At 52.2% G+C, this 26,699-nt stretch carries 28 protein-coding genes; 20 read left to right on the top strand and 8 right to left on the bottom strand.

The features are described from left to right. Positions 1–175 precede the first annotated feature (175 nt). From A8990_RS09605 to A8990_RS09575, 7 genes are all read left to right on the top strand, one after another. Positions 176–1,069 (top strand): phytanoyl-CoA dioxygenase family protein, encoded by an 894-nt coding sequence (locus A8990_RS09605; RefSeq protein ID WP_116188791.1) that lies wholly within the window; start codon positions 176–178, stop codon positions 1,067–1,069. 142 nt (positions 1,070–1,211) lie between these two features. Then, complete coding sequence (locus tag A8990_RS09600) at positions 1,212–1,883, top strand: PspA/IM30 family protein (RefSeq protein ID WP_116188790.1); 672 nt, start codon at positions 1,212–1,214, stop codon at positions 1,881–1,883. Between the two features lie 135 nt (positions 1,884–2,018). Next, positions 2,019–2,423 carry a DUF350 domain-containing protein gene (locus A8990_RS09595; RefSeq protein ID WP_116188789.1) on the top strand — a complete coding sequence of 135 codons (405 nt, stop codon included), beginning with the start codon at positions 2,019–2,021 and terminating at the stop codon, positions 2,421–2,423. 26 nt (positions 2,424–2,449) lie between these two features. After that, positions 2,450–2,956: a DUF4178 domain-containing protein gene (locus A8990_RS09590; RefSeq protein ID WP_116188788.1), complete on the top strand. Its 507-nt coding sequence runs from the start codon at positions 2,450–2,452 to the stop codon at positions 2,954–2,956. A 16-nt stretch (positions 2,957–2,972) separates the two neighbouring features. After that, positions 2,973–3,713 (top strand): DUF4247 domain-containing protein, encoded by a 741-nt coding sequence (locus A8990_RS09585; protein WP_425463894.1) that lies wholly within the window; start codon positions 2,973–2,975, stop codon positions 3,711–3,713. Between the two features lie 175 nt (positions 3,714–3,888). Further along, positions 3,889–5,106 (top strand): lysophospholipid transporter LplT, encoded by a 1,218-nt coding sequence (gene lplT, locus A8990_RS09580; RefSeq protein WP_116188787.1) that lies wholly within the window; start codon positions 3,889–3,891, stop codon positions 5,104–5,106. Between the two features lie 130 nt (positions 5,107–5,236). Continuing rightward, positions 5,237–6,130 (top strand): helix-turn-helix domain-containing protein, encoded by an 894-nt coding sequence (locus tag A8990_RS09575; RefSeq protein WP_116188786.1) that lies wholly within the window; start codon positions 5,237–5,239, stop codon positions 6,128–6,130. Between the two features lie 279 nt (positions 6,131–6,409). Here the strand turns inward: A8990_RS09575 and A8990_RS09570 are convergent, their stop codons facing one another. Further along, the gene (locus A8990_RS09570; RefSeq protein WP_116188785.1) at positions 6,410–7,576 is read right to left on the bottom strand and encodes an iron-containing alcohol dehydrogenase; all 1,167 of its coding nucleotides are present in this window, start codon (positions 7,574–7,576) and stop codon (positions 6,410–6,412) included. Positions 7,577–7,826: 250 nt separating this feature from the next. Between A8990_RS09570 and glgB the strand changes: the two genes are divergently transcribed. From glgB to thrS, 6 genes are all read left to right on the top strand, one after another. Beyond that, entirely contained in the window at positions 7,827–9,773 is a 1,947-nt protein-coding gene (glgB, locus tag A8990_RS09565) for a 1,4-alpha-glucan branching protein GlgB (protein ID WP_116188784.1), read from the top strand. A gap of 62 nt (positions 9,774–9,835) precedes the next feature. After that, on the top strand, positions 9,836–10,996 hold the full coding sequence (locus A8990_RS09560; RefSeq protein ID WP_116188783.1) for a glucose-1-phosphate adenylyltransferase: 1,161 nt from the start codon (positions 9,836–9,838) through the stop codon (positions 10,994–10,996). Positions 10,997–10,998: 2 nt separating this feature from the next. Then, complete coding sequence (gene glgD, locus A8990_RS09555) at positions 10,999–12,111, top strand: glucose-1-phosphate adenylyltransferase subunit GlgD (protein WP_181909484.1); 1,113 nt, start codon at positions 10,999–11,001, stop codon at positions 12,109–12,111. A gap of 74 nt (positions 12,112–12,185) precedes the next feature. Continuing rightward, entirely contained in the window at positions 12,186–13,649 is a 1,464-nt protein-coding gene (gene glgA, locus A8990_RS09550) for a glycogen synthase GlgA (protein WP_116188782.1), read from the top strand. After that, complete coding sequence (locus A8990_RS09545; protein ID WP_116188781.1) at positions 13,631–15,619, top strand: glycoside hydrolase family 15 protein; 1,989 nt, start codon at positions 13,631–13,633, stop codon at positions 15,617–15,619. Before glgA ends, A8990_RS09545 begins: the two co-directional genes overlap by 19 nt. A 475-nt stretch (positions 15,620–16,094) precedes the next feature. Then, positions 16,095–18,014 carry a threonine--tRNA ligase gene (gene thrS, locus A8990_RS09540; RefSeq protein WP_281272494.1) on the top strand — a complete coding sequence of 640 codons (1,920 nt, stop codon included), beginning with the start codon at positions 16,095–16,097 and terminating at the stop codon, positions 18,012–18,014. Positions 18,015–18,072: 58 nt separating this feature from the next. Here thrS and A8990_RS32060 read toward each other — a convergent pair whose 3' ends face one another. The 6 genes from A8990_RS32060 to A8990_RS09515 form a co-directional block, all read right to left on the bottom strand. Then, the gene (locus A8990_RS32060; protein WP_245995918.1) at positions 18,073–18,198 is read right to left on the bottom strand and encodes a sporulation protein YjcZ; all 126 of its coding nucleotides are present in this window, start codon (positions 18,196–18,198) and stop codon (positions 18,073–18,075) included. A 175-nt stretch (positions 18,199–18,373) separates the two neighbouring features. After that, a complete protein-coding gene (locus A8990_RS09535; protein WP_181909483.1) occupies positions 18,374–18,841 on the bottom strand; it encodes a spore germination protein GerPE in 468 nt (155 codons plus the stop codon). Next, positions 18,831–19,112, bottom strand: coding sequence for a hypothetical protein (locus tag A8990_RS32470; protein ID WP_281272493.1), 282 nt, complete (start codon positions 19,110–19,112; stop codon positions 18,831–18,833). Before A8990_RS32470 ends, A8990_RS09535 begins: the two co-directional genes overlap by 11 nt. 32 nt (positions 19,113–19,144) lie before the next feature. Beyond that, positions 19,145–19,972 carry a spore germination protein GerPC gene (gerPC, locus tag A8990_RS09525; RefSeq protein WP_116188779.1) on the bottom strand — a complete coding sequence of 276 codons (828 nt, stop codon included), beginning with the start codon at positions 19,970–19,972 and terminating at the stop codon, positions 19,145–19,147. Positions 19,973–19,993: 21 nt separating this feature from the next. After that, positions 19,994–20,194, bottom strand: a complete 201-nt coding sequence (locus A8990_RS09520) for a spore germination protein GerPB (protein WP_116188778.1) — start codon at positions 20,192–20,194, stop codon at positions 19,994–19,996. Beyond that, entirely contained in the window at positions 20,194–20,430 is a 237-nt protein-coding gene (locus A8990_RS09515) for a spore germination protein (RefSeq protein WP_116188777.1), read from the bottom strand. The genes A8990_RS09520 and A8990_RS09515 overlap by 1 nt, the downstream gene beginning before the upstream one ends. A 154-nt stretch (positions 20,431–20,584) precedes the next feature. Here A8990_RS09515 and A8990_RS09510 point away from each other — a divergent pair, with 154 nt between their 5' ends. The 4 genes from A8990_RS09510 to gndA all read left to right on the top strand — a co-directional run bounded on the left by A8990_RS09510 (position 20,585) and on the right by gndA (position 23,814). Beyond that, positions 20,585–21,010, top strand: coding sequence for an Hsp20/alpha crystallin family protein (locus A8990_RS09510; RefSeq protein WP_116188776.1), 426 nt, complete (start codon positions 20,585–20,587; stop codon positions 21,008–21,010). Between the two features lie 134 nt (positions 21,011–21,144). Next, positions 21,145–21,345, top strand: a complete 201-nt coding sequence (locus tag A8990_RS09505) for a hypothetical protein (protein ID WP_116188775.1) — start codon at positions 21,145–21,147, stop codon at positions 21,343–21,345. A gap of 231 nt (positions 21,346–21,576) precedes the next feature. Further along, positions 21,577–22,173 carry a hypothetical protein gene (locus A8990_RS09500; RefSeq protein ID WP_116188774.1) on the top strand — a complete coding sequence of 199 codons (597 nt, stop codon included), beginning with the start codon at positions 21,577–21,579 and terminating at the stop codon, positions 22,171–22,173. Between the two features lie 228 nt (positions 22,174–22,401). Then, the gene (gndA, locus tag A8990_RS09495; protein ID WP_116188773.1) at positions 22,402–23,814 is read left to right on the top strand and encodes an NADP-dependent phosphogluconate dehydrogenase; all 1,413 of its coding nucleotides are present in this window, start codon (positions 22,402–22,404) and stop codon (positions 23,812–23,814) included. On the opposite strand, the gene A8990_RS09490 is transcribed toward gndA, so the two are convergent. After that, on the bottom strand, positions 23,795–24,100 hold the full coding sequence (locus A8990_RS09490) for a hypothetical protein (RefSeq protein WP_425463893.1): 306 nt from the start codon (positions 24,098–24,100) through the stop codon (positions 23,795–23,797). The genes gndA and A8990_RS09490 overlap by 20 nt on opposite strands. Positions 24,101–24,260: 160 nt before the next feature. On the opposite strand from A8990_RS09490, the gene A8990_RS09485 reads away from it, so the two are divergent. From A8990_RS09485 to A8990_RS09475, 3 genes are read left to right on the top strand one after another with little or no spacing between them, the layout of a single operon-like run. Next, positions 24,261–24,788, top strand: a complete 528-nt coding sequence (locus A8990_RS09485) for a shikimate kinase (RefSeq protein ID WP_245995917.1) — start codon at positions 24,261–24,263, stop codon at positions 24,786–24,788. Between the two features lie 34 nt (positions 24,789–24,822). Then, a complete protein-coding gene (gene aroA, locus A8990_RS09480) occupies positions 24,823–26,115 on the top strand; it encodes a 3-phosphoshikimate 1-carboxyvinyltransferase (RefSeq protein WP_116188770.1) in 1,293 nt (430 codons plus the stop codon). 59 nt (positions 26,116–26,174) lie between these two features. After that, positions 26,175–26,609, top strand: a complete 435-nt coding sequence (locus tag A8990_RS09475; RefSeq protein WP_116188769.1) for a CoA-binding protein — start codon at positions 26,175–26,177, stop codon at positions 26,607–26,609. Positions 26,610–26,699: the final 90 nt, after the last annotated feature.

Genomic DNA, 26,699 nt, shown 5'->3' with positions numbered 1-26,699 from the left:
AACGGGGATAATCATGGAGGAGCCGGATGCGATGACCCGCACGTCCGGATCTGTGAGAGGCCCATGCAATTGCGCATGGGCCTACTCGATTTTATCAGTTAGCGCAAAGACAAACCTGCCGCCGCGGCTTATACTTGGACTAGATGTAGCTTCAAAATATTGGGAGGCGTATCGAATGAGTAGGGAACAAGTGGTTAAGATGGGCACGCGTGAATTGGTCATGAACGGACCGTACATGACGGAGCTGCGGGAGTCGAATGATATTCTGGATGATGAGGCGGCACTCCGAGAGAGGCTGAAGGAAGACGGTTACTTATTCATTCGCAGCTTTCATGACCGCACGATGGTACAGCAGGCAAGACTCGCTTATTTGCGGCGTATTGCTGATCAAGGTAAACTCATGGCGGGAACACCGATTGAAGATGGCGTCATTAATGGACAAAATAAAGGCGCTGCCTTTCTGGGCAGTGAGAATCAGCCTCAGGAACTGCTTGATGTGGTGAATAGCGAGTCAACGATGCGATTCTTCGATCGATTTCTAGGCGGACCATCGCTTACATACGATTACAAGTGGATACGGGCCGTCGGCACAGGTGACTTCACTGGGGCGCATTATGATATTGTGTACATGGGGCGAGGCACCAAGAATTTGTACACGCTCTGGACGCCGCTTGACGATATCTCCTACGAGCTTGGCGGACTTGCGATACTGCTCGGCTCGCAGCATTTTGACCGCGTTCGCGAAACCTATGGACAGATGGATGTCGACCGTGACCGTGTGGATGGCTGGTTCACCGATGATCCGCTCGAGCTCGTCGAGAAATTCGGCGGCAAATGGGCAACGGCGGAATTCAGAGCAGGCGATGCGCTCATCTTCGGTATGTACACCATGCATGGCTCGCTGACGAATCAGACGAACCGTTACCGGTTCAGTGCGGACACCAGGTATCAGCTCCAAAGTGAGCCTGTCGATGAACGCTGGATCGGCGCCAAGCCGAAAGGGCATTATGGCTGGCACGCAGGTCCGATGGTCAGCATGGAAGAAGCGCGGGCGAAGTGGGGCGTGTAAACGACAGCTAACGGCTTCCATTTTGTTGCAGAAAACGGGTATGATAAATCCATAAAATAATTTTGAAACATCTGTCCCGGATGTGCCGTATTAGAGAGCATGAACAATAACGAACAACATTTTCGAGGAGGAACTAAGAACCATGTCTGTATTTAAACGATTGAGAGACCTGACGATGTCTAACGTATATGCATTAATTGAGAAAGCGGAAGATCCGATTAAACTGACTGACCAGTACATCCGCGATATGCAGGAAGATCTCGAGGATGCGGAGAAAGCCGTTGCATCGCAAATCGCAATCGAGAAGAAATTCAAGCAGCTGTATGAAGAGCAAGAGGCGCTCGTACAACGACGTGAAGAGCAAGCTCACACAGCCGCTTCGATGCAGAATATCGATCTTGCCCGCCGTGCGCTGGAAGAGAAGAAAACGGCACAGCAGAAGCGCGATGAGTACAAAGCAAGCTTCGATCAGAACAAGGCTGCTGCCGACAATCTGCGTGCGAAGCTGACAGAAATGCGCAATCAGCTGACGGAGATGAAGAACAAGCGTGAGACGCTTGTCGCTCGTTACCAGGCAGCGAAGGCGCAAGCGGAGATTAACAAGTCGATGGCAGGATTCAGCTCCGATACGGCAATGGCTGGCCTGAAACGTATGGAAGAGAAGATGCTCCAAGCTGAAGCGCATGCGGAAGCGAGCAACGAAATGAACAGCAAGGCGAAGTCGCTTGACGATGAATTCGAAGCGCTAGGCAAGGACAAAGCGGTTGAAGATGAGCTTGCCGCGCTGATGAAGAAATACGAGAACAAAGAGTAAACAAGTAAGCTATCGCGCTTGACGCCCGAAAGAAGAAAGAACGTCTGCTTAGGAAGGCTGGTCGATCCAGGCGCCTGGCGGCGTTTTTTCTTTGAAAGGTGCATGAACGCATATTGATGATGGAGGACATTTCCGATGACATTGCATGATATGGTAGCTATTCTGGTTTGGACAGGCGCAGGTGCGGTGCTGCTCATCGTGCTGATGGCGGTCGATTCCATGTTTACGCGGTACAAAGATTTGGAGGAAATCAAGAAGGGCAATGTGGCGGTAACGAGCCGATTCATCATGAAACTGCTCGCCCAAGCGTACATTCTGTCCCAATCGATCGCAAGCTCTAGCCATCTTGGTGATGCGCTGTTGGCGTCGGTCGTTTCTTTCGTCATCTTGCTCGTAATCGAGAGCTTGGTCGAAATCGTGCTTCGGTCGACCGTCTCCCTTGATCTGGGCGAAGGCACGAAGGACGGCAAGATGTCACATGCGCTGCTGGCAGGCTCATTGCATATCGCGGGAGCGCTCGTAATCGGTTCGTGCCTATAAACTTGAACATTAGGGAGTTATAGCAGATGAGTTTATTTAAACGAATTAAAAATATTATGGCGAAGCCGGAACCGCCGCGAGCGGAGAAGAGCATGCCGACAATCGGTCCTGGCGACGTCTGTGAAGTGTCGCTCGTAACGTATCAAGTGGTCGGTCGGCTGCATAACCGCCAGCGCAATATTGTCGTGCTTACGCTGCAGGACGGCTCCGCAATCCGTTACTTGACGATTGAGGAGCGGGAACGGACCGAGTTCGCCTTGTATGGGGAAATCGACGGCAGACTCGATTCGATTGAGGAAGTGCCGACCGAGCTTGAACTCGATGACCGGATGTATTATCTCGAGGAGCAGTACTCCGGCTTTGTTGTGACGACAGGCCGGACTCCTTTCGTGCAGGGCGGCGAGCAGTATGTGTGGCAGTTCCAGTCCGATGATATGAAGCTGCTGCGCATTGAATGGCAGGATGGCCGATTCATGCTGTACGAAGGTGAAGATGTGCTGCCAGCCGATGTTCGCGTACTCCGCGGCAGTTAGGGGTGGATGAGCTAAAGTGCGAATCAATCGTTCTTATTTGATCAAAATATTGCTCGTCATCTCGCTGATCTTCCCTCTGCTTGCCGCTTGCGGCATCGAAGAGACGATTCAAGAGAAGTATCCGCTTGAATCGGTGAATGGAAGCGGGTCTCAAACGTCCTATGTGTACAGGGCTGCTGGGGTTAGCGTACCGGAAGTCGCAAAGGCGCTCATCGATGAGTCGAAGCCGCAGCAGCAATCGGCTGAGAAGACGGACCATATGTTCCTGGTCTACTCGGACAAAATCATCCACCTCCAGCAGGATGCGAAGAAGCCCGAGGATACGCTAGTTGAAGTCGATACGAAGGAATATGTGCGTAACAACTACAGCTCAAGCTTCTTGCAAGGGTATCTGCTTGCCAGCCTGCTGAGCGATCTGTTCGATAACGGTCGTTATGGTCAAGGGTCTTACCGCGGCTATTATGACCGTGACAAGTATAAGCCGAATACGGGCAACTATCATGCACCTTCGGCTCAGGAGAAGAAAGCCATCCCGCCAATGACGGTTAACCGGACGGGGTCGATCTTCAAACGGTCGAAAAATGCGGATACGAGCAGAGTTGGCGAAGGCGGCCTATTCAATAAAGCGCCCCCCAAATCCTCCGGCAAAATTACGCGGGGCTCGGACAGCGGCAAGAAGTCGAGCTGGTTCACGCCGCCGAAGAAGTCGAAGCCGAAGACAAGAGTCGGGTTCGGGCGGGTTTCAAGGCGAAGGTAATCGTATAGATTCGAGTTAGGACGGTATGTGCAGGCTTGAGGTAAAGCCCGTGCTGCCGTTCTTTTTTGTGTAATCAATTTACGAACGGGCTCTTTCAGTATGGGTGTGAATTGAGTTATGATGAAATAATGATGTTTAGCATATTGCTCCAAACAGGAAGGGGAACGAATAGGGGATGAAACGGTTATTGTCACCGCTGAACACAGTGGTGCTCACGCAGTTTTTAAGTGCCTTCGCGGACAATTTGAACTTCTTTCTCATTGTCGGAATGGTGAAGCGCCAAGGGGCTGCGGATCCCGATATTGCAATCAATTACATCCAGATCGCATTTCTGTGCGCGTACGTCGTGCTAGCTCCGATCGTCGGCGCATTCGCGGATAAAAAAGCGAAATCGCATGTGCTGCTGCTCGGCAATATTCTTAAGGCGATTGGTATTGCGATGCTGCTGTTTGGCTTGCCTCCCGCACTCTGCTACGTATTCGTCGGCATCGGCGCAGTCGTCTACTCGCCAGGCAAGTACGGAATTTTAACCGAGCTTACGACAACGGAAGACGAGCTGCTGCGAGCGAACGCCAAAGTGGAAGGCTCTACGATCCTTGCGATTCTGCTCGGCACAGTGGCTGGAGGCTTCCTAGCTGAAAACTCCGATATGCCGGCGATTCTTACATGTCTAGGCGTCTATCTCTTATCGCTGTTTATGACGTTCATTATACCAGCGAAGCAAGGCAACAATTCACTTCGTTATGGTCCGGAAGCGATGCAGTTTCTACGCGACTTCGCGTTGTTGTTCCGCAACCCGCGGGCACGCTTCTCCTTGATTGGCACCGGCTCATTTTGGCTAACAGCCGCAGTGCTGCGTATCGCGCTGATTGCATGGCTGCCGCTCAATCTCGGCATCGAAGACACGGACCAGCAATCGATGATGATCGGAATCACAGCGATCGGCGTCGTCTTCAGCGCCTTCTTAACGCCGCGCTTCGTGCCGGCGGGCAAGCTGCACCGCGCGTTCTATTTCGGCTTATTCATGGTTGCTTCCGTTATCGTTGCATCGATGACGTATGTGCTCTGGCTGACGATTATCCTGCTCTTTCTCATTGGCGTGTTCGGCGGCATCTTCGTCATTCCGCTTAATACGATGCTGCAGGAGGAAGGCAAGGAGCTCATTGGCTCTGGCAAAACGATTGCCGTCCAAAACTTCAGCGAGAACATTCTGACGGTCAGCGGCTTGTTCATTTATTTGACACTTAGCCAGATGAATGTGTCCGTGAATGGCTCCGTTATCGGAATTGGCCTTGTGCTGCTCATGTTCATTCTTTTCTTGGCTACACAGCTGTCCGGTATCCGCGGAAAAGGGGAACAGGCAGCGTCCAAGCTTCAAGAACAGCAGCAATAATGAGTGATTCCGGCGAAATAGGACGTATATCCGTAACGGAAGCTGAATAGTATCAATTGGCTATATCTCTATTGCCCGTTGTCTGCTAAAATATACGGACGTTACTATTTTTGTAGGAGGCTTCTCTCTCGTGTCGTCGGAACCGCTGCTTACATTTCTATCTCCGCCTCTGCCTTATTTTATCGAGTCTAACCGTACTACATATCGGGCTGGCGGCGAGCATCCGAACCGTCGGAATATAGGCGTGTTCGATCTGTTATTCGTTCATAGCGGGAAGCTGTATATTGGCGAGGAATCGCAAACGTGGGAAGTCGGACCGGGCCAGATGCTCATTCTGAGACCGGACAAATGGCACTATCCGACGAAGCCGTGTACCGAAGAAACGGTATTCGATTGGGTTCATTTTCAGACAGCGGGGCCGTGGGAAGAACTAGACGATCTGAACTGCGGTACGCTTCGCGGCGACTACTATTCATACGCGATCCGGCTGCCGAAGACGATGACGTTCTCGTTGCCGGAAGAAGTGATCACCTTGTTCGGCAAGCTGCATGAAGCTGCGCAAGGCACTTCTCATGCTGCCTTCTGGCAGCGCCAGCAATGGTTCCTGCATTTGCTCCAGCTGTTCGATGAGGGCTGGCGCAGCGATGCGGCCAAGGCGCCGATTGCGGTAGCGGAAGAAGCGGCTGCGTATTTGAAAATGCATTTCCGGACTACGGTGACGAACGGCAAGCTTGGCGAGGTGCTAGGCCTGCATCCGAATTATATCGCTCGCTGCATGAGCGAGGTGTTCGACTGTACCCCGCAGCAATATCTGCTGGCATATCGGATGGATCAAGCGAAGCTGATGCTCATGAAGACCAACTGGCCAATCTCGCGAATTGCCGATGAGACCGGGTTCAAGCAGACGCCGCATTTCTCGCGCTCATTCGCGGAGCATGTCGGCATCACGCCGCTGTCCTATCGGAAGCGGTTTACAGGGAGCTCGGGGAGCAGGCTGTCAGATTTGCGCGAGGATAAGTACTAATGATGCCGTCATTTCTTTGATAAAATGTCAAAAAGGTCGTTCCTTCGGGGAACGACCTTTTTTGGTTCTGACGAGAGAGGCTATTTGCTGCAAAGTAGGCGATATTTAGCGAAAACTCACCGAATTGCCTCGCTGACAACAATTAAAAGTGAGCATTTATAGCACAATAGGCGCCGTGACAACCGCTAGAACTTCGACTAGCGCAAACGTCGTCTTTAGTAAGTTACTCTACTTACAAAGAGAAGGTCGTTCCCTTCACAGAGAACGATCTTCTTTCAATTACAGTGCGTTCTCAAGAATCTGTCTTACATCCTCTTGATGCAGCTTCTTGAAGTTGCCAAGCGGTCCGAATAGTACCGCTTCTCTCGACATGACATCCAGATGCTCGCTGTCGATGTCGTAGTACGCGAGTGTCGAAGGTGCTCCGATGCGAGTGAAGAACTCGCGTGTCGCTTCGATGCCGGCAAGCGCCAGCTCCTCATCCGACTTCGTTCCGCGTTCGATGCCCCAGACACGCTCCGCATATTGCGTGAAGCGGTCGATCCGCTCTTTGTACACATGTTTCATCCAGTTGGGGAATACAATCGATAGCCCCGCACCGTGCGGAATGTCATAGATTGCGCTGATCTCGTGCTCAATGCCGTGCGAAGCCCAGTCATTCTGCGTGCCGACACTGATCAAGCCGCCGTTCAGCGCCATTGTTCCACACAGCATCAAATTCGCGCGAGCTTCGTAATCGTTCGGATTCTCGAGCGCTTTCTCCGCATTTTCGATTACGGTCAGAAGTACGGACTCGCAGAGGCGCTCTTGAAGCGGCGCATTCTCCGTCAGTGTGAAGTACTGCTCGAACACGTGCGACATAATGTCCACGACGCCGTTAACCGTTTGGTCGCGCGGCACCGTATACGTGAGAGTCGGATCGAGAATCGAGAAACGCGGGTACACATGCAGGCTGCCGAATGCGCGCTTCTGCTTCGTCTCCCAGTTCGAGATAACGGCGTTGCCGTTCATCTCGGAGCCCGTTGCCGACAGTGTCAGAATTGTGCCGATCGGAAGCGCGTCCTTAATTTCTGCCTTGTGCATCATGAAATCCCACACGTCGCCTTCATACTTCGTGCCTGCAGCGATCGCCTTAGCGGCATCAATGACGCTGCCGCCGCCTACCGCAAGAATCAGATCGACTTTCTCGCTGCGGCACAGCTCGATGCCTTTATTAACGGATGTCAGCCGCGGATTCGGCTCGATACCGGACAGCTCGACTACTTTTGCCCCGATGGAATTCAGCTGTGCAATCACTTGATCGTAAAGGCCGCTGCGCTTGATGCTGCCGCCTCCGTAAACGACCAGAACCGTTTTGCCGAATGGCGCAACCAGATTAGCAAGCTGGCCTACCGTGCCTTGTCCGAAAACGATTTTGGTCGGGTTTTGAAATGAAAAAGAATTCATGAGGAGTACCTCCTGGTCAATTTTTACACCGAGATTATCTTATCGATTTTGCGCTCCAGAAGTCAAGGCGAAGGGGTGTTCAGCCCGATTCTACAGCGCCTTTACAAATATTTAAAGAAGAATCAAAATTTTCTGAAAATATAGTGCGGATTATGAAAATGCCGTGTATAATGGAATAAAATCGCGCTAGTGCTAATAAAGACGACATTTTGTTCACAAAAAGCTGTATTTTGGGAGGTGCTTGCCGTATATGGCGAATGCTGCTGCAATTGGACTATCCGCGCGCGATTTATATCTGTTTAACAAAGGTAATTATTTCCATAGTTATCGGACTTTAGGCGCGCATCCCGTCCAGCAGGGCGGCAAAGCAGGCGTTCGGTTTACGGTATGGGCACCGAACGCGAAGCAAGTGTGTGTCGCAGGTTCTTTCAATGAGTGGAACAGCTCAGGGCATCGTATGGAGCGAATCGGTGAGACGGGCGTTTGGAGCTTAGTTATACCCGACATCGGTCCAGGCGCCGTATATAAGTATGAGATCATCACCACAGACGACAAACGGTTGTTAAAGTCTGATCCGTACGCATTCGCAGCTGAACTAAGGCCAAGCACGGCTTCAATTGTTACAGAACTATTCGATTATAACTGGAATGATGGAGACTGGCATCAGCGTAAGCTAGAAGACAGCCCCTATCATGAGCCGATGCTAATTTATGAAGTTCATCTGGGATCATGGCGCAACGATGGCAAGGAGCTGTTCTGGACGTACGAGCAGATGGCTGATGAGCTTGTGGATTATGTGGTGCGTATGAAATATACCCACATTGAGCTGCTTCCGATTACCGAGCACCCGCTCGATCAGTCGTGGGGCTATCAGGCAACCGGCTATTACGCCGCTACAAGCAGGTACGGCACTCCGAAGCAGTTGAAAATGCTCGTCGATCGCTGCCATCAGAAAGGCATAGGCGTTATCCTCGATTGGGTACCTGGTCATTTCTGCAAGGACGACCACGGCCTAAGGGAGTTCGACGGGACGCCGATTTACGAAGGGAAAGACTGGAAGCGTGCGGAGAAGCCGTTATGGGGGACGCTTGCTTTCGATTTTGGCTGTACGGAAGTACAGAGCTTTCTTATCTCCAACGCCATCTATTGGATGGAAGTCTTCCACGTTGACGGACTTCGCGTCGATGCGGTCGCGAGCATGATTGATCTTCATTTTGACAAACCACCTGAGCTATATACCTACAACGTTTTTGGCGGCACGGAGAATACCGACGCCTTACGATTCCTCAAACGATTGAACGAAGTCGTGTTTCAATACTATCCTAACGCATTGATGATTGCCGAAGATTCTTCCGCTTGGCCTGCAGTAACTTCACCTACATACATGGGCGGTCTTGGCTTTAACTTCAAATGGAACATGGGTTGGATGAACGACATGCTTCGTTATATGGCGCTTGATCCTAACGAGCGGATGCGCCACCACAACCTCGTCACGTTTTCGTTGATGTACGCCTTTTCCGAAAATTACGTATTGCCGCTTTCGCACGACGAAGTCGTCCACGGCAAGCGTTCTCTCCTAAACAAAATGTCTGGTACATATGAACAGAAATTCGCGCAGCTCCGGCTATTTTACGGCTACTGGATGTCGCATCCCGGCAAGAAGCTGCTCTTCATGGGCGGCGAGTGGGGGCAATTTGACGAATGGAAAGATGCCGAATCGCTAGATTGGATGCTGCTAGATTACGAGCTTCACGGGGCGATGCATAACTATGTAACGTCCTTGAATGATAGATATGGCAAGACGCCATCGCTATGGGAGCGCGACTGCGATCCCGGCGGCTTTGAATGGATTGATGTACATAACGCAGCACAGAGCGTCGTCGTCTTCATGCGCCGCGGCCATGCAGCTGATGAATTCTCGATTGTTATTTGCAATTTCTCGTACCACCACCATCCCGAATACCGTATCGGTGTTCCCAAACCGGGTCGCTACCGGACTGCTTTGCACAGTGAGGCGGCAGCTTTCGGCGGCAGTGTATCTACTGCCGGTTCCACGAAAGTTTATCATAGCAGCAAGACACCTTGGCATGGAAGACCTTGCAGCGTCACGCTCGATCTTCCGCCGCTTTCGTTTCAATTGCTTGTTTTTGCAAGAGGGGAACCCCGCCGCATCCATGAGGAAGCAGTATTGCACTAATCGATGTAAGAGATCATTACAACAACTGCAGCAATCGTTGCAGGAAGAAGGAGAGATTGTACATGGGCAGAAAACGGATGGTGGCCATGCTTCTAGCCGGTGGGGAAGGTAAGAGACTCGGTGTGCTGACGAAAGATTTGGCTAAGCCGGCAGTCCATTTTGGCGGGAAGTACCGAATTATCGATTTTACTCTCAGCAACTGTACTCATTCGGGAATTGACACAATCGGTGTACTGACGCAGTATCAGCCTCTCGTCCTGAATACCTATCTTGGGATCGGCAGTCCATGGGGATTGGACAGACGTGACGGCGGCATGGCGATACTTCCGCCGTATGTAAAGCAGAAGGGCGGAATGTGGTACAAAGGCACGGCGAATGCCATCTATCAGAACATGGGCTTTATCGACCGGTATGACCCGGATTATGTGCTTGTGATTTCTGGAGACCACATTTACACAATGGACTACGAGCTTATGCTCCAGGAGCATGAGGAACGCGGCGCGGATGTGACAATTGCCTGCATTGAGGTTAGCTTGAAGGAAGCGAGCCGCTTCGGCATTATGCATGTCGATGATGAAGGCATGATTACGGCATTTGAAGAGAAGCCGAAAGTACCGACGAGCAACCTGGCATCGATGGGGATCTATATTTTCTCCTGGCCGGTGCTGCAGCAGTATCTCATTCGCGATGAAGCGAACCGCAGTTCGAGCAACGATTTCGGCAAAGATATCATCCCTGCCATGCTGCAAGATGGTGTTAGGCTGAATTCGTATACGTTCAAAGGCTATTGGAAGGACGTCGGCACGCTTGAGAGCCTCTGGGAAGCGAACATGGATCTGCTGTCCGAGAAGCCGGTGCTCGATTTGAACGATAAAAACTGGCGTATTTATTCCGTCAATCCGAATCGCCCGGCACATTATACAGCGGCGACGGCAGAAGTGTACGATTCCCTAATTACCGAAGGCTGCATCGTGGAAGGGCTTGTGCACCGATCGGTGTTATTCTACGGCGTGCAGGCGGGCGTAGAAAGTGAAGTCTATGAATCGGTCATTATGCCGAACGTGAAGATCGGGAAGGGAGCGCGAATCTATAAAGCCATTATCGGCGAGAACGCCATCATCGCAGACGGCGTGGTCATCGGTGATCCAAGCAAGGAAACCGTTACAGTAATCGGCAGTGATGAATTCGTTGCGGCTAACCAATCGTTGCAGGAGGTAGAGTAGATATGAACTCCAATATACTAGGTGTCATCAATCTCATTCATGAAGCGGACGAAATGGAGACGTTAACTGCGAGTCGTTGTTTGGCTACTGTGCCGTTCGGTGCAAGGTACCGCTTAATTGATTTCATGCTCTCGAGTATGGTGAATTCCGGCATTTCGAAGGTAGCCGTCTTCGCGCAGACGAAGTATCGCTCCCTCATTGACCATTTGGGCTCCGGCAAGCACTGGGATCTGCATCATCGCCAGAGCGGCCTGTTTATCCTGCCGCCCGTAACGGACGATGTGAATGAGGTGCGCCGCGGCGACCTGTATCATTTCTATCAGCACCGCGATTACTTTACACGCAGCTCGCAAGAATATGTGCTTGTAACGCGCAGCCATATGATCTGCAACATTGATTTCGAAGAAATGTTAGTTTCACATAAGGCAAGCGGCGCGAGCATTACCGTGATTTGCAAAAGGCAAAACGAACTGCTTGGCGGGAAAGCGCGCAAGGTGCAAGTCGACGACAAGGGCCGCATCACCTCGATGCAGGACCATTATGGACGTCTGAACACCGATCTCATCTCGATGGAAATGTACTTGATGAAAAAGGATCTTCTTCTTGAAATTGTCGACAGCTCGCTCGCACAGGGCCAGGACCATCTCGTGCGCCATGCCATTATGTCGCGTCTCGACCGGCTGCATGTGCAGAGCTACATCTACGAAGGTTATCTTGGCGTCGTGAACACGCTCACCAGCTACTATCAGAACAGCATGCAGCTATTGCGTCCTGATGTCTGGAAGAGCCTGTTCTTCGAGCCAGGTCCGATTTATACAAAGGTCAAGGATGAACCGCCGGCGCGCTACGCAGAAGGTGCCAAGACGAGCAATTCTCTCGTTGCGAACGGCTGCATCATCGAGGGGACGGTGATTAACAGTATTTTGTTTAGGGGCGTACATGTCCGCAAAGGCGCGGTCGTACGCAATAGCATTATTATGCAAAACGGAATTGTCGGCGAGCACAGCATCGTAGATCACGTCATCCTTGATAAGGATGTAACAGTGGAACGCAGCCGTGAGCTGCGCGGCGCCGAGGTGTCACCCTTTCTTGCGACTAAAAGAAAGGTTATCTAAGTCCTTTATGCTCTACCGCTCAGCCACGATGTTAGAGAGATAGAAGAAGGATAGAATAAGAGGTGAACCATACGATGAAAATACTGTTTGCAGCATCAGAGGCGGTGCCGCTCGTGAAAACGGGCGGTCTCGCCGACGTCGCAGGTGCGTTGCCCAAAGCATTGAATGCCAGAGGGGCTGACGTCCGCGTCATTCTTCCGAAGTATGACACTATTCCGGCGGCGTTAGTAGACGAGTTCGAGACGATCGCCACATTCTCTGTCCGAATCGGCTGGAGAGACCAGTATTGCGGCTTGTTGAAAGCTGAGCTGGATGGCGTTGTCTATTACTTGCTCGACAACGAGTTTTATTTTAAACGGGGTGGTCTTTATGGCTATGGCGACGATGCAGAGCGATTCATCTTCTTCTGTTATGCCGTTATGGAGTCGCTGTACCATATGGATTTCCGACCGGAAATTATTCACTGTCATGACTGGCAGACCGGACTCATCCCGTTCCTGCATAAGACGCGGTATCGCTTCGATCCGGCTTGCGCGGATATCGCGACCGTGTACACCATTCACAACTTGAAGTATCAAGGCGTCTTCGGACGCGAGCTGTTCAAGGATCTGATGAATGCTGGCGAAGATCTGTTCTTCTCCGAGGGCATTGAGTTCTACGGGGCAGGCAACTGTATGCTCGGTGGTCTCCGTTATGCGGACAAGCTGACGACGGTTAGCCCTACTTATGCGCAAGAGATTCAAACCGAGTACTACGGTGAACGGCTGGATGGACTGCTGCGCCACCGCAGCGCTGACCTCGTCGGCATCGTCAACGGCATTGATACGGACCTGTTCGACCCGATGAACGATCCTGCCATCGAATCCCCGTACCGGGGCTCGCTTCCGCGCAAACGGAAGAACAAGCTGGCCTTGCAGCGCGAGCTCGGACTGCGGGAGTCGGAGGACACGCCGCTGCTCGGTATCGTCTCAAGGCTTGTCGATCAGAAAGGTCTCGATCTGATCGCGGCCGTGCTCGATGAGATTATGCAGGAGGATGTCCAGCTTGTTGTGCTCGGATCCGGCGATCCGCAGTACGAAGCGATGTTCCGTAACGCGCAGCTGCAGCGGCCGGAGCGAGTTGCGACCTGGTTCGGCTTTAATGATGGACTTGCTCGCCGCATCTACGCCGGCAGCGATATGTACTTGATGCCATCGCAATTCGAACCATGTGGACTAAGCCAATTGCTTGCGCTTCGCTACCGTTCCGTGCCGATTGTGAGGGAAACTGGCGGATTGCGAGACACTGTACTTGCCTATAACGAATATACTGGGGAAGGCAACGGCTTTACCTTCGCGAATTATAACGCGCACGATATGCTTCACACAATTAGAAGAGCTGTAGGCTTCTATAAGGATGAAGCGGCATGGCAGCAAATTGTCTCTAACAGCGCCAAAGAAGACTACAGCTGGACCCGCTCCGCGAAAGCTTACATGTCGCTTTACAACACGATTTCGCCACTTAGAAAGGAGCGCCAGCCATGGCCCGTCACCTCGTAATCGGCAACGGTAAAATTCTGATCAACCTAGATCGCAACAGTTATATTCGGGATATTTACTATCCATTCGTTGGACAGCTGAATCATGTCGGCGGACAATATTGCAGGCTCGGAGTTTGGGTAGCCGGACAATTCTCTTGGCTTGAGGATCCGGATTGGAAGTTCGAGCTTGGTTATATCGATGATTCACTTGTCACGAATGTCATCGCACGCAATGAGAGGCTTGCGATTGAGCTGCATATGAATGACGGTATTCATCAGCGAGAATGTATTTACATTAAGCGTGTTGTCGTTCGCAATCTTGCGGGCGATACGCGCGAAGTCCGGCTGTTCTTTCATCAGGATTTGATGATCGACGGCTCGGAGGTCGGTGATACAGCGGCGTATTATCCGGATAATCATACGCTGTATCATTACAAGCGGTCCTCCTATTTCATGTTCAATGGCTTCTCGGATGAAGGCGGCATGATGCAGTATACGACGGGCATCAAGCGGTTCCACTCCGCCGAAGGCACTTGGCGCGACGCAGAGGATGGCAACCTGATGGGCAACTCGATTGCCCAAGGCTCGGTCGACAGCACAATCAGCTTCCGGACTGTCGTTCAGCCTGGCAGCGAACAGACCATCTACTACTGGATGTCCATCGGCAAGGACTTGGAAGCGGTCAAGAAGCTGGACCAGTATGTCCAAGACAGCCATCCGGAGAAGCTGCTCAGCCGGATCGTTATTTATTGGAATCACTGGCTGCAGCGTGCGGAGCATAATCTCGGCGACTTGCCGCTGGAGGTAGCGCGCTTGTTCCGGCTCAGCCTGCTGCTCGTACGGACGCAGACGGACGAACGCGGTGCGATCATTGCGGCGAATGACACCGATATTTTGCAATACAACCGAGATCATTACAGCTATATGTGGCCGCGTGACGGCGCGCTGATCGCTGATGCGATGTCGGCAGCGGGTTTCCAGAGCGTCATAGCGCCGTTCTTCCAGTTCTGCGCGCAGGCGCTGTCGCCGGAAGGGTACTTATTCCACAAGTACAATCCGGATGGTACGGTTGGCTCCAGCTGGCACCCTTACATCGTACAAGGAAGCCGGAGGCTGCCGATACAAGAGGACGAGACAGCTCTCGTACTGTTCGCGTTATGTAAGGATTACACGCGACATCAGGTGATCGAGCTGCCGCAGTCCCTGTACAACAACTTGATCCGCAAGAGCGCTGCCTTCCTCAGCCAGTACATGGATTACAGCTTGTCGCTTCCGAAGCCAAGCTACGATCTATGGGAGGAACGGTACGGTATTTGGACGTATACGGTTGCGTCTGTATACGGCGGCTTAATCGCGGCTGCCTTCTTCACGGAGCTGTTCGGCGACTATGAACGGAGCGATCATTTCCGTTCGACCGCACACTCGATCAAGTCGGCGATGCTCACGCACCTGTGGGATGAAGAGACAGGGCGGTTCGCGCGCGGTCTCATCCAGAAGGATAATCGCTGGGTGAAGGATATGACGCTGGAGAGCAGCCTGTTCGGCATTTGGGAGTTCGGTGTTCTTCCGGTTGATGACGAGCGGGTCATCAAGACGATGGATGCGATTAAGGAAGGGCTAACGGTTCGTACACACGTCGGCGGAGCGGCGCGTTATACGAACGATTACTACTTCCAGCAGTCCGGCGACATTGATAATGTGCCAGGCAATCCGTGGATTATATGTACACTGTGGGTTGCGAACTTCGAGATTGAATCGGCGACTTGTCTGGCTGATCTTGCAAAGCCGCGCGAGACGCTGCAGTGGGTTGTGAGAACGGCGCTCGAGAGCGGAGTTCTGCCTGAGCAGCTGCATCCGCTTGACGGCAGCCCGATGTCCGTTGCGCCGCTCACATGGTCGCATGCGACCTACGTGCAGTCGGTATCGCGGTATGCGGAGAAATACAAGGCGCTCTTAGCGGAGGCGCAATTAACGGTAAGCGTTGAATAGTAGTTTAAGTTAGAGTACAGCAGCCAAGCATTCATGCGTTGGCTGCTGTTTTTTTATGAAGCACATGACTTGGAAATTGTTTTTTCTGAAAATTAGGTGAATTCCCTCTTGAACTTTCTAGAGGTCCCGCCTATAATATGGAACACAGCAGTATATCCGGCGATAACCAAAGACATGATTCCCGTACGTCAGGCTGCACAGAGAGAGGAGCGATCGCTGCAAGCTCCTTCTGCCTGAGACGCGGAGTTACCCCTTTGCAGCTGCGTCATTGAACCGTGGGACTATGTGCCCCAGGAAGTATATGGCGCCGTCTAATCCGCGTTATCGGATGCTAAGAAGGACCTCTTGTTAGGTTGAAGCGCTCGCTTCATGAACGAGGGTCGAATTAGGGTGGAACCACGAGCTGAACGCACTCGTCCCTTACGGACATGTGCGTTTTTTTGCGTTCAATCATAATCGAATTGGAGGAAGTCTCGTGGGAAACATCGTAAATGTAAAGCTGCCAAGCGGAATGGTCAGAAGCTACGAAACAGGCATATCGGCGGAGGATGTGGCCAAATCAATTAGCGCTTCCTTAGCGAAGCAAGCCGTAGCTGCTAAGTTTAGTGGGAAGCTGGTCGATCTCAGCCGTCTCGTCGAAGAAGACTGCGAGCTGGAGATCATCGAGCTCGAGCATGAGGAAGGGCTCCGAATTCTTCGCCACAGCACAGCGCACTTGATGGCGCAGGCGATTAAGCGAATTTATGGCGATGAGGCGGTTCAGCTCGGCGTTGGACCTGTCATCGAGGACGGATTTTATTATGACGTCGCCATTGATCAGCCGCTCACTCCAACTGACTTGCTGGCGATTGAGAAAGAGATGGAGCGGATCGTGCAGCAAAATGTACTTTTTGTCCGCCGTGTCGTAAGCCGGGAGGAAGCACTGGCGTTCTTCGAGGGGCGAGGGGAGCAGCTGAAGCTGGAGCTCATCCGCGACTTGCCGGAAACGGAGGAGATCTCGATTTACGAGCAGGGTGAATTTGCCGATCTGTGCCGCGGACCGCATCTTCCGTCGACTGGCCGGATTAAGGCGTTCAAGCTGCAGTCCGTTGCCGGCGCTTACTGGCGGGGCAACTCAGAGAACGCCGTGCTGCAGCGCATCTATGGCACAGCGTTCCCGAAGAAGGCGCAGCTGGATGAGCATCTGCAGCTGCTTGAAGAGGCGAAGAAGCGGGATCACCGCAAGCTCGGCAAGGAGCTTGAGCTGTTCATGTTCTCGGAGGAAGCGCCGGGCATGCCGTTCTATCTGCCGAAAGGGATGAAGCTGCGGTCACAGCTGGAGCAGTTCTCGCGCGACATGCAGAACAAACGCGGGTACGACGAGGTGCGTACGCCGTTCATGATGAACCGGCGGATGTGGGAACAATCCGGCCATTGGGATCATTACAAGGACGATATGTATTTTACTAAAGTGGATGAATCCGATTTTGCGCTGAAGCCGATGAACTGCCCTGGACACATGCTGATCTACAAGAACAGCCTGCACTCGTACCGAGAGCTGCCGATTCGAATCGCGGAGTATGGCCAAGTGCACCGCCACGAATTTTCCGGTGCGCTGAACGGCATGATGCGGGTGCGGACATTTTGCCAGGATGATGCGCATCTGTTCGTTCGCCCGGATCAGATCGAGGAGGAGATCGGGAGGGTGATCGCGCTCATCGACGATATCTACGCGGTGTTCGGATTCTCCTACCGGATTGAGCTGTCGACTCGCCCTGAAGATTCGATGGGCTCGCAGGAGCTGTGGGACCAGGCTGAATCCTCGCTGCAGAGCGTGCTCGGCAAACGGGGCATCGCTTATCGGATCAATGAAGGCGACGGCGCGTTCTACGGGCCGAAGATCGACTTCCACATCCTCGATGCGCTGAAGCGAAGCTGGCAATGTGCAACAATTCAGCTGGACTTCCAGATGCCGGAGAAGTTCGACTTGTCCTATATTGGCGAGGATGGCGCGAAGCACCGTCCGGTCGTTATTCACCGTGCAGTCTATGGCTCGATCGACCGATTCGTCGGCATCCTTACTGAGCATTACGCTGGTGCTTTCCCGCTTTGGCTGTCACCGGTGCAGGTGAAGATCATTCCCGTGTCAGAGAAGGATCACGACCACGCGTTCTCCGTGAAGCGGAGGCTCGAGGAGGCAGGGCTGCGCGTCATGGTTGATGGGCGTAATGAGAAGCTGGGCTATAAGATCCGCGAGGGGCAGCTTGAGAAAGCGCCGTATATGCTCGTGATAGGCGAAGCGGAACGCGGCTCGAACGACGTAGCCGTGAGGCGCCGGGGCAAAGGCGACATCGGCAAGATGCCGATCGCTGCTTTCATTCAGATGCTGACGGAGGAAGCGGAAGCGAAGCGGTAATACAAAAACCGGTCCTGCCATCACGGCAGGACCGGTTTTTGTTATGAGCAATAGGATGTTAGATAAAACCGCCACGAAGAACGATTACTAACAAAATATAGAGTACAAGAATAATGCCCGCACTAGTCCAAAGAAGGCCTGGTCCGCAACCTAATCCTGCGCCACCTACACCGCCGTATCCCACTGTACATACCTCCCGAGTGGTTAATTTGTGATGTTTCATATCACATTTGTAATATATGCCTTAGCGCATGATTCGATTGGACGTTTGTACCGGGTAGCCTTGTATTTGCACATTCGCCTAGGAGGGATTGCAGGATCTATGCGGGGCAATCAGCCTTGCGGGGCAAGCGACTAAATTAACCTTCCAATTTCTTCATCCTTCCTGCATCGTCATAAATGGTCGGTACGGGCGACGGTGAAGCGAATTGCCGAACATGCTTTACACGAGCTTCGCCCTTCATCTTCAGACCATTGCCGATAAGCAGCAGCGCCGCGCTGCTGATGGCGATGATTTCGATGCAGCCGACGCTTATTGTAGGCAAGCAATTGGTTGTCCGCACATAATCCGGCTCTGGATCTTGCTCATTGATCAAGGTCTTCAATGTTGGCGTGTCCCGATCAAAAATATCGTACGATTCGAAATACACATTTCCGGAGATGAGATGGTCGGAGGCACGTTGAACAGCAAGTGCGCGCAGCGACGCATTCACTTCTGCCCGGTCGCCGATCTGCACGACAGAGGCGGTGCCCACTGTGTTTACGTATATGCCGCCAACCTCAGACGTTCGGACGGGGAAGTCTTCCGGCTGATCCTTAGGATTCATTCTTTGGCCCCCCATCGCCATGCAGCAGCGTCTCCAGCCCTTCCAGCGTTTCCTTCTTGAACACATCCGCCTCGCCTTCAGCGCGGATGAAGTCTTCCGGTTCTTCAAGCGGTGCCATCGGTCCGACGATAACGGATTCCGGCGGCGTATCGAACATGGAGACGAGCGAAATCTGCTCCGTATCTCCGATTTGAAGCATGGAAGCACTCGCGACACCGGTTAATTGAATACTTCCGACGGCGAGCACATGGTTGACGACATTTAATTGCATAGGTGATGAAAGCCCCTTTCTACCTGTACAAACTATCCGTTCTGCAGCTTGGTCATATAATTACGCAGCGCCATCTCGATATCGCGAGTTGTTTTGGAGATGACGATTTGCGGAATGCTCGGTTTCTCAACCGTACCTGAGACAGCACCAGCACCACTGCCTCCGCTAGTGCTTCCTGAGCCGCTTTGACCTTCAGCCTGCGTTCCACCCTGTTCTTTGGACGCCAGCTGGATGTAGTACTGTATCCGCGCGCTCATTTGCTTCCGAATATCCTCAATAACGAGTCTGCGGTGATACGGGTCAAGCGGCAGATTCATCTCCGTCTCAATCGCCTTGAGCCGTTCAGGCGCTGTGTGGTCAAGGAACAGGTCGACCTGCCGCCTAACTTCCGGGAATGGGGCGGAAGGCATCGTGTCTTGCGGTCCGCCGACCAGGCCGCCTTGAGTAGGGAAATGATTGACCTTGCTATTCTGCGCATTCTGTGCTGCAATCTGCTGCGGCGTCTTCCCGAGCATGCCCGGATCGTTCACAACGACCTCGCTAACGTTGCCTTTGCCCGGCAGCACCAGCTGTCCGACTTCCTTGACGAACTCTTCGCTTGGCGGCGTCATCCCGATATTGAGCGTGCCGTCCAGCTTTTCGACCTTCAATTGGTCAAAATGATACTGTATCGTATCGACATGATACATCGGTTTCTTCTCAGCCATTTCAATGCGGGCGTTCAGCATTTCAATTTGCTTGTTAAGCTTAACTATGACGGCCTGCTGCTCATTCAACTGGCAATGCAGCTTATGCATATTTTGGCTGAGCAGATTCCACATCTGCCACGGCGTGTTCGGCTGTTGATCGCTTGGCTGCATGGGCAATAGGCACCTCCGTCGTTAACGTGGATTCGGCAGCGGAACGAAATTTAGCGGATTCTCCTCGACCTGAGGCGCCGCACCGGTAAAGCCGCCTGAATTGTACAACTGCGACAAGGAAGAGATGGACCCCGCCGTCCCGACCTGCAGGACGGAGGAGTTCGCCACACTGTCTACCCTTAGCTGATGAATCGTAATGGTCTGATGAACGGTAATGGCCATTACACGTTCACTCCGGTAGCAACTTCATTGTTCGTGTTGTCTTGGAAGTCTGGGTCGTTTGTATTCGTTGCGCTAACAGCATTGTTCGAGTTCGTAAGGCCGCCGGTCAGGAAGGAGCCTGCGCCGGCATAGGTCTTGGAAGAGCTCGAAGGAGAAATTTGGACGGAATCGCCAAATTGAACGACGGCGCTCGAGCCGACGCTAATCACTTTAACGAAGCCAACGATTGCGGGCATTGCACGGTCACTCCTTACTTGATCTTTCAGCACGGGATATGACATCTTATGCGGCAAACGCCCAGTTGTGCAAGTGTGGCACGGTTTGTGCCCATCTCGGGCAAATTTGCATATGATGATGGCGACAAGGTTTCAGGTGCTGGAGGTGCGGGGTATGGCAGGGGATTGGGAGGAGCTCGAGCAATGGATGGAGACGCAGCAGCTGCCGAAAGGATTCGACATTTTCAAGCAATCGGATTGGATCGAGAATTATGTACGCAAAATGATGAATAAAGCGCTGCCGGCGGCCTCATCCACGCTCCGGCAGTCGAATGCGAATATATTGGAGACGAAGCGGCATGTCATCGTCACATATCCGCTTGGAGAGTCAGCAGATCTGGGGGCGCTCAAGCTGCTGGTGAAAGAGGATCGCGTCAAGCTGAGCGGAATAAGCGGCAGTGAGAACGAAGTAATCCGGCTGCCGAAGCTCGTGCTGCCGCGTTCATGTATCGCTGAGTACGACGGTGCCGTGCTCAAGATTAAGCTGAAGAAACGGCCGCCGAGCAAACGATCCCATATCGCTTCGATTCAAGGGTTGTAAATACGCCCGCATATTCCCGCATATTATAGAAGAAAATTCACCAATTTGTCTGATCTTGCCGCTTCCTGGCGCTGGCGATACTCGCCAATCTTGGCGTATAATGCGAGTATAGACATGCATAGGGAGTGTTTCATTTGACACTGGTTGACGTTAGCCAAATTTCCGCTGCGCTGTTCATCGTAGGCGCTGTGTTCATTATGCTCTTCTTCTCGCTTCTCAGCCTCGGTATTCTCAAGATGTTCCAGCAGCGTTTCCGTGCAGGCATTTACAGCTTCGTAGGCGCAGTTGTAAGCGGAGTGACATTCGGCATTATACTTGAACGATGGTTTGTCTAGGCAGACTTCCAGCAATTTTGCTTCCAAAATAAGCTGTCCAGGCGACTGCAGTCATGCAGTCCTTGGGCAGCTTTTTTCTTATAAAACTTTGTTGTCCAAATGGGCTCGAAAAGGCTAAAAATAGTCAATAATCCAAGTTGCCAGAACATAAGATGAAGTATAAGATGATTATATGAGAGAATATTCAGAACATTTCGTCAACTATTTCCCATCTGAAGGGAGGGCTTGCCGATGAACAAAAGTTACGAAGTAGAATATTGCAATTTAGAACTGCGATTCGACCGACGGCAAATCCAAAATCTTATTCGGGATTTGATCCAGGAGGGGTATTCGCTGTATTGGAGCGAAACGGATGTTTATTTTCTCATATCGGTCCGGAGCGGCCGAAAGCTTGTCAAGCTTCGGTTTCAGCGAGTTCGGGGCCGTTACAAAATTGTCGGCGATTATTTGATCAAGGATGAGAAGCTGTCGGATTTGCTCGAGAAATTAATCAATGATTCACGCGGGCATGCAGTCGTCAAACGGTTTAAAGACCGGCAAATCGTAATCGAAAGCATTATGTTTGGCGAGATAATTCGTCTTGTGGAGGTGTCCGGCATGGAACATCGTATCATTTATCAGAAGAAACCTTTTGTTACCGTCGAAGAAGTGATTCAGGCGTTTCAGTCGAAAAGGGCAGAGGAGCGGGCTTCCGTTCTGCGTTTCGAGCTTGATTATGAGCTATCCGTCCTCCACGAAGCGATTTCGGAAGGGCGCGAAGCCGATATGGCGCAGTCCAAGGAGCGACTACAATCCCTTAGAACTGAGATGATCCAGCTTGAGCTTTGATATAGCCAAGATTCATGCACGCGAATAAACCTCCGGAGCGCAAGCGACCCGGGGGTTTATTTTGATTATGTCGATACTTTCGTACGGTCATCGACAATTTTTATAGGTGACATGGTTTTCATTCCCGGTTAAAAAGAGTAAAATAGGAGTATTGTATGCGTGAACTGCATTAAAGCAGTGCAGTGCAACTGTTATTACTATTAAAGAGAAAAGGTGTGGAGCTCCCATATGTCTAAACAGCAAATCGGCGTTATCGGCCTTGCGGTCATGGGCAAGAACCTTGCATTGAACATCGAAAGCAGAGGATTTACAGTATCGGTTTACAACCGTTCCCGTGAGAAAACAGACGATCTGCTCAAAGAATCGGCTGGCAAAAACCTCTTCGGTACATACACAATCGAAGAGTTCGTGGCTTCCCTTGAAGTTCCGCGCAAAATTCTAATCATGGTACAAGCAGGCGCAGGTACTGATGCAACGATCGACGCGCTCGTACCTCACCTTTCCGAAGGCGACATCATCATTGACGGCGGCAACGCGTACTTCCCTGATACGGTTCGCCGCAGCAAAGCGCTTGAAGAGAAAGGCTTCCGCTTCATCGGCACTGGCGTTTCCGGCGGTGAAGAAGGCGCGCTGAAAGGACCGTCCATCATGCCTGGCGGTCAAGAGTCTGCCTATAAATTGGTTGAGCCAATTCTGACAGCAATCTCCGCTAAAGTCGGCGACGATGCTTGCTGCACATATATCGGTCCAGACGGTGCAGGCCACTACGTGAAAATGGTTCACAACGGTATTGAGTACGGCGACATGCAGCTGATCTGCGAAGCGTACGACCTGTTGAACCGTGTTCTCGGCGTAAGCACAGAGGAGCTGCACTCCATCTTCACGGAGTGGAACAAAGGCGAGCTTGACAGCTACCTGATTGAAATTACGGCTGACATCTTCTCGAAATACGATCAAGAAACTGGCAAGCCAATGGTTGACGTAATCCTCGACTCCGCTGGCCAGAAGGGTACAGGCAAATGGACAAGCCAAAGCTCGCTCGATCTTGGCGTACCGCTGTCGATCATTACGGAATCGGTATTCTCCCGTTTCTTGTCCGCTTTGAAGGATGAGCGCGTTGCAGCTAGCAAGCTTCTGAAAGGACCGCAATCGGCTCCTTACCAAGGCGATAAAGCGGCATTCATCGAGGCTGTTCGCAAAGCATTGTTCGCAAGCAAAATTTGCTCGTACGCACAAGGCTTCGCTCAAATGCGCGCAGCAAGCGACGAGTACGGCTGGAACCTGCGTTACGGCGACATCGCGATGATCTTCCGCGGCGGCTGCATCATCCGTGCAGGCTTCCTGCAAAACATCAAAGACGCATACGATCGCAACGCCGGCCTGACAAACCTGCTGCTTGACAGCTACTTCCAAGAAATCGTGGAATCGTACCAAGGCGCATGGCGTGAAGTAGTCGCAACTGCGGTTACGCAAGGTATTCCGGTACCGGCATTCGCAAGCGCGCTGTCCTACTATGACAGCTACCGTACGGAGCGTCTGCCTGCGAACCTGCTGCAAGCGCAGCGCGACTACTTCGGTGCTCACACGTTCAAACGTGTGGACAAAGAAGGCACTTTCCACTTCAATTGGATTCAATCTTAAGACCTGTTATGACTTCTTGCAGACAGCGGCGCATCCGGTCGGCTTCAACGCCGCCGCAGCCGCTGCGCTGCTTAAGCAGGAGCAATGATGCTTCGGCGAAGCTTTGAAATTTCTTTAATAGAAGTGGCTGGGGGAGACTGAGCAATTCAGGCGCTTCATCAGCCACTTTCTTTTTCATAAACTCAAGTGTCCATATAACGTCGTCGGATGAGAGCGGATAATCCGGATTAAAGATGCGATTCACTCGATACTGCACGGAGAAGGGTTCGGGGAATGCAGCCATCACTCATGTCACTCCTCATATAAAAATGTGAGCTACTTAGTACTATCAACTCTACGGTAAAATGAACTTTTTTATACCCGATATTCTTGAATAATGGTATAATCGTGGGAAATGTTTTTGAATGCAGGATTACGCTTTCAAAAGGCAGGGGAAGGTGTTTCAAGTGAGCAAGGAAAAGCCGAGCGGGCATGTAGCCCTGATCGGGTTTATGGGCACAGGCAAATCGACGGTCAGCAGGGAGCTTGCGGCGCGTCTGAACTGCAGCGCCATCGATGTTGATGCCGAGATCGTCCGGCGAGAATGCGCCTCGATTCCCGATATCTTCGCATCACGTGGCGAGTCGGAGTTCCGCGCAGCTGAAACCGCAGCGCTTGCTGACGTCATTGAACGTACAGAACCGCTCGTCATCGCAACTGGCGGAGGTGCCGTACTGGCTGAGCGCAATCGGAAGCTGATGCTCGAAGGCAGCTTCGTGGTCGCGCTGAAAGCAGACCCGGAGCAGATTATCGCACGTGTCAGTCAAGACCCGGACCGTCCGCTGCTGCAAGGCGATGTTGCTGGCCGGGTGTACAAGCTGCTTGAGGACCGGAAGCACGCGTATGATTTTGCCCATCTGGCCATTGATACCACGCATCTCACGGTGCAAGAAGTAGTCGATCTAATCGAGCAAGGCTTGAAACAGCGATTTTAACACTTACACCTACATAAAGGAGACGACTTTTACGATGGATGTACGCGTAACCCCAACACCAAGACTGCATGGCGAGCTGCAAGCTCTATCTTCCAAGAACTATACGACACGTTACCTGCTTGTAGCTGCACTGGCGGAAGGCACGAGCACGATTTACTACCCGGCTCACAGTGAAGACAGTGATGCGATGCGCCGCTGTATCAGCGATCTCGGTGCTGTCATTGAAGAAGATGAAGAGAAGATCACGATTACCGGCTTTGGCCGTAATCCGAAAGACGTGAAAGAGCTTGATGTTGGCAATGCAGGCGCGGTGCTTCGTTTCTTGATGGCCATCGCGGCGCTTGCTCCGGATGTAACGTTCATTAACCGCTATCCGGACTCGCTCGGCAAACGTCCGCATGATGATCTGATTGATGCTCTTGGCCAGATCGGCGTTGACGTACAGCACAACAACGGCAGACTGCCGATTACGATTCGCGGCGGACAAGCCAAAGGTGGTAAAATTCAGGTGAGCGGCAATGTCAGCTCGCAGTTCCTGAGCGCACTGCTGTTCTTGACCCCGCTACTTGAAGAAGACAGCGAGATCGAAGTGCTTCATGATCTCAAATCCAAAGTGGTTGTCGGTCAAACGCTCGAAGTGCTGGAGCAAGCCGGGATCGTCATCGAAGCGACCGAAGACCTTATGTATTATAAGGTAAAAGGCGGCCAGAAGTACCTCGCGAAGAAATATGTTGTTCAAGGCGACTACCCAGGCTCTGCGGCTGTGCTCGCAGCTGCTGCAGTAACGGAGTCCGATGTGATCCTTCACCGCCTGGAAGAGAACAGTAAGCAAGGCGAACGCGCAATCGTCGACGTGCTTCGTATGATGGAAGTACCGCTCACGCATAAAGACGGCATTGTGCACGTGAAGGGAAACGGCAAGCTGAAAGCAGTCGAATTCGACGGCGACAAGGCAACGGATGCCGTTCTCGCAATGGTTGCGGCTGCTGTATTCGCAGATGGCACCTCCCGTTTCTATGACGTCGAGAACCTCCGTTACAAGGAGTGCGATCGAATTACGGACTACTTGAACGAGCTTCGCAAAGCGGGCGCGAACGTAGAAGAGCGCCAAAGCGAAATTATCGTTCACGGCCGTCCGGAAGGCGTTGAAGGCGGCGTTGAGATCAACGCGCATTATGACCACCGCGTCATTATGGCGCTCACGGTCGTTGGTCTTCGCGCGAAGCAGCCGCTTCGTATCCGCGACGCGCATCATGTGGCGAAGTCGTATCCGATCTTCTTCGACCATCTGAAGGCGCTCGGCGCGAATGTGGAATGGATTGAATAGGAAACAGGCTGACTAAGCAGGCTATACGGGTAATCAATAGAAGAAGGGATGGTATTCACATGGCTTTTACTAATCCTTCACGCGATGAAATCAAACGCATTCTCGAAGAGACGACAACCGTAGCTGTCGTCGGTTTATCCGACAAGCCGGATCGCACCTCCTATATGGTGTCCGAAGCGATGAAAGCGAAGGGCTACCGGATCATTCCGGTCAATCCGAACGCGACGGAGATTCTTGGCGAGAAGAGTTACGCCTCGCTCAAAGATATCCCGTTCCCGGTTGATATCGTGAATGTCTTCCGCCGCAGCGAGCATACGCCTCCTGTTGCTGAAGAAGCAGCCGAGATCGGCGCCAAGACGCTCTGGCTGCAGCTCGGCATCCACAATGACGAGGTCGCTGCCATTGCAGAGCGTGCAGGCATGCAGCTCATCATGGATCGCTGTATTAAAGTAGAGGATTCCATCCTGCTGCCGAATGGGAAATCGAAGCAATAAGGGCCTTTCGTTTAGCCTATTCAAAACGAAAAAGGCGGACCATCGCGGTCCGTCTTTTATTTTGACAAAGACGATGGGAACGCTTACGAT

The organism is Paenibacillus taihuensis, from assembly GCF_003386535.1.
GTDB classification, from domain to species: domain Bacteria; phylum Bacillota; class Bacilli; order Paenibacillales; family Paenibacillaceae; genus Paenibacillus_Z; species Paenibacillus_Z taihuensis.
This window is presented reverse-complemented; position numbering and strand designations above follow the sequence as displayed.

Coding starts and splice junctions, on each gene's coding strand:
- A8990_RS09570 (WP_116188785.1), bottom strand. CDS start 7,576: ATGAATTCTTTTTCATTTCAAAACCCGACCAAAATCGTTTTCGGACAA.
- A8990_RS09475 (WP_116188769.1), top strand. CDS start 26,175: ATGGCTTTTACTAATCCTTCACGCGATGAAATCAAACGCATTCTCGAA.
- A8990_RS09600 (WP_116188790.1), top strand. CDS start 1,212: ATGTCTGTATTTAAACGATTGAGAGACCTGACGATGTCTAACGTATAT.
- A8990_RS09605 (WP_116188791.1), top strand. CDS start 176: ATGAGTAGGGAACAAGTGGTTAAGATGGGCACGCGTGAATTGGTCATG.
- A8990_RS09510 (WP_116188776.1), top strand. CDS start 20,585: ATGGCAGGGGATTGGGAGGAGCTCGAGCAATGGATGGAGACGCAGCAG.
- A8990_RS09595 (WP_116188789.1), top strand. CDS start 2,019: ATGACATTGCATGATATGGTAGCTATTCTGGTTTGGACAGGCGCAGGT.
- A8990_RS09500 (WP_116188774.1), top strand. CDS start 21,577: ATGAACAAAAGTTACGAAGTAGAATATTGCAATTTAGAACTGCGATTC.
- A8990_RS09515 (WP_116188777.1), bottom strand. CDS start 20,430: ATGCCCGCAATCGTTGGCTTCGTTAAAGTGATTAGCGTCGGCTCGAGC.
- A8990_RS32470 (WP_281272493.1), bottom strand. CDS start 19,112: ATGCAATTAAATGTCGTCAACCATGTGCTCGCCGTCGGAAGTATTCAA.
- A8990_RS09535 (WP_181909483.1), bottom strand. CDS start 18,841: ATGAATCCTAAGGATCAGCCGGAAGACTTCCCCGTCCGAACGTCTGAG.
- lplT (WP_116188787.1), top strand. CDS start 3,889: ATGAAACGGTTATTGTCACCGCTGAACACAGTGGTGCTCACGCAGTTT.
- glgD (WP_181909484.1), top strand. CDS start 10,999: ATGAACTCCAATATACTAGGTGTCATCAATCTCATTCATGAAGCGGAC.
- A8990_RS09545 (WP_116188781.1), top strand. CDS start 13,631: ATGGCCCGTCACCTCGTAATCGGCAACGGTAAAATTCTGATCAACCTA.
- aroA (WP_116188770.1), top strand. CDS start 24,823: ATGGATGTACGCGTAACCCCAACACCAAGACTGCATGGCGAGCTGCAA.
- A8990_RS09520 (WP_116188778.1), bottom strand. CDS start 20,194: ATGGCCATTACCGTTCATCAGACCATTACGATTCATCAGCTAAGGGTA.
- gndA (WP_116188773.1), top strand. CDS start 22,402: ATGTCTAAACAGCAAATCGGCGTTATCGGCCTTGCGGTCATGGGCAAG.
- gerPC (WP_116188779.1), bottom strand. CDS start 19,972: ATGCAGCCAAGCGATCAACAGCCGAACACGCCGTGGCAGATGTGGAAT.
- A8990_RS09590 (WP_116188788.1), top strand. CDS start 2,450: ATGAGTTTATTTAAACGAATTAAAAATATTATGGCGAAGCCGGAACCG.
- glgB (WP_116188784.1), top strand. CDS start 7,827: ATGGCGAATGCTGCTGCAATTGGACTATCCGCGCGCGATTTATATCTG.
- glgA (WP_116188782.1), top strand. CDS start 12,186: ATGAAAATACTGTTTGCAGCATCAGAGGCGGTGCCGCTCGTGAAAACG.
- A8990_RS09560 (WP_116188783.1), top strand. CDS start 9,836: ATGGGCAGAAAACGGATGGTGGCCATGCTTCTAGCCGGTGGGGAAGGT.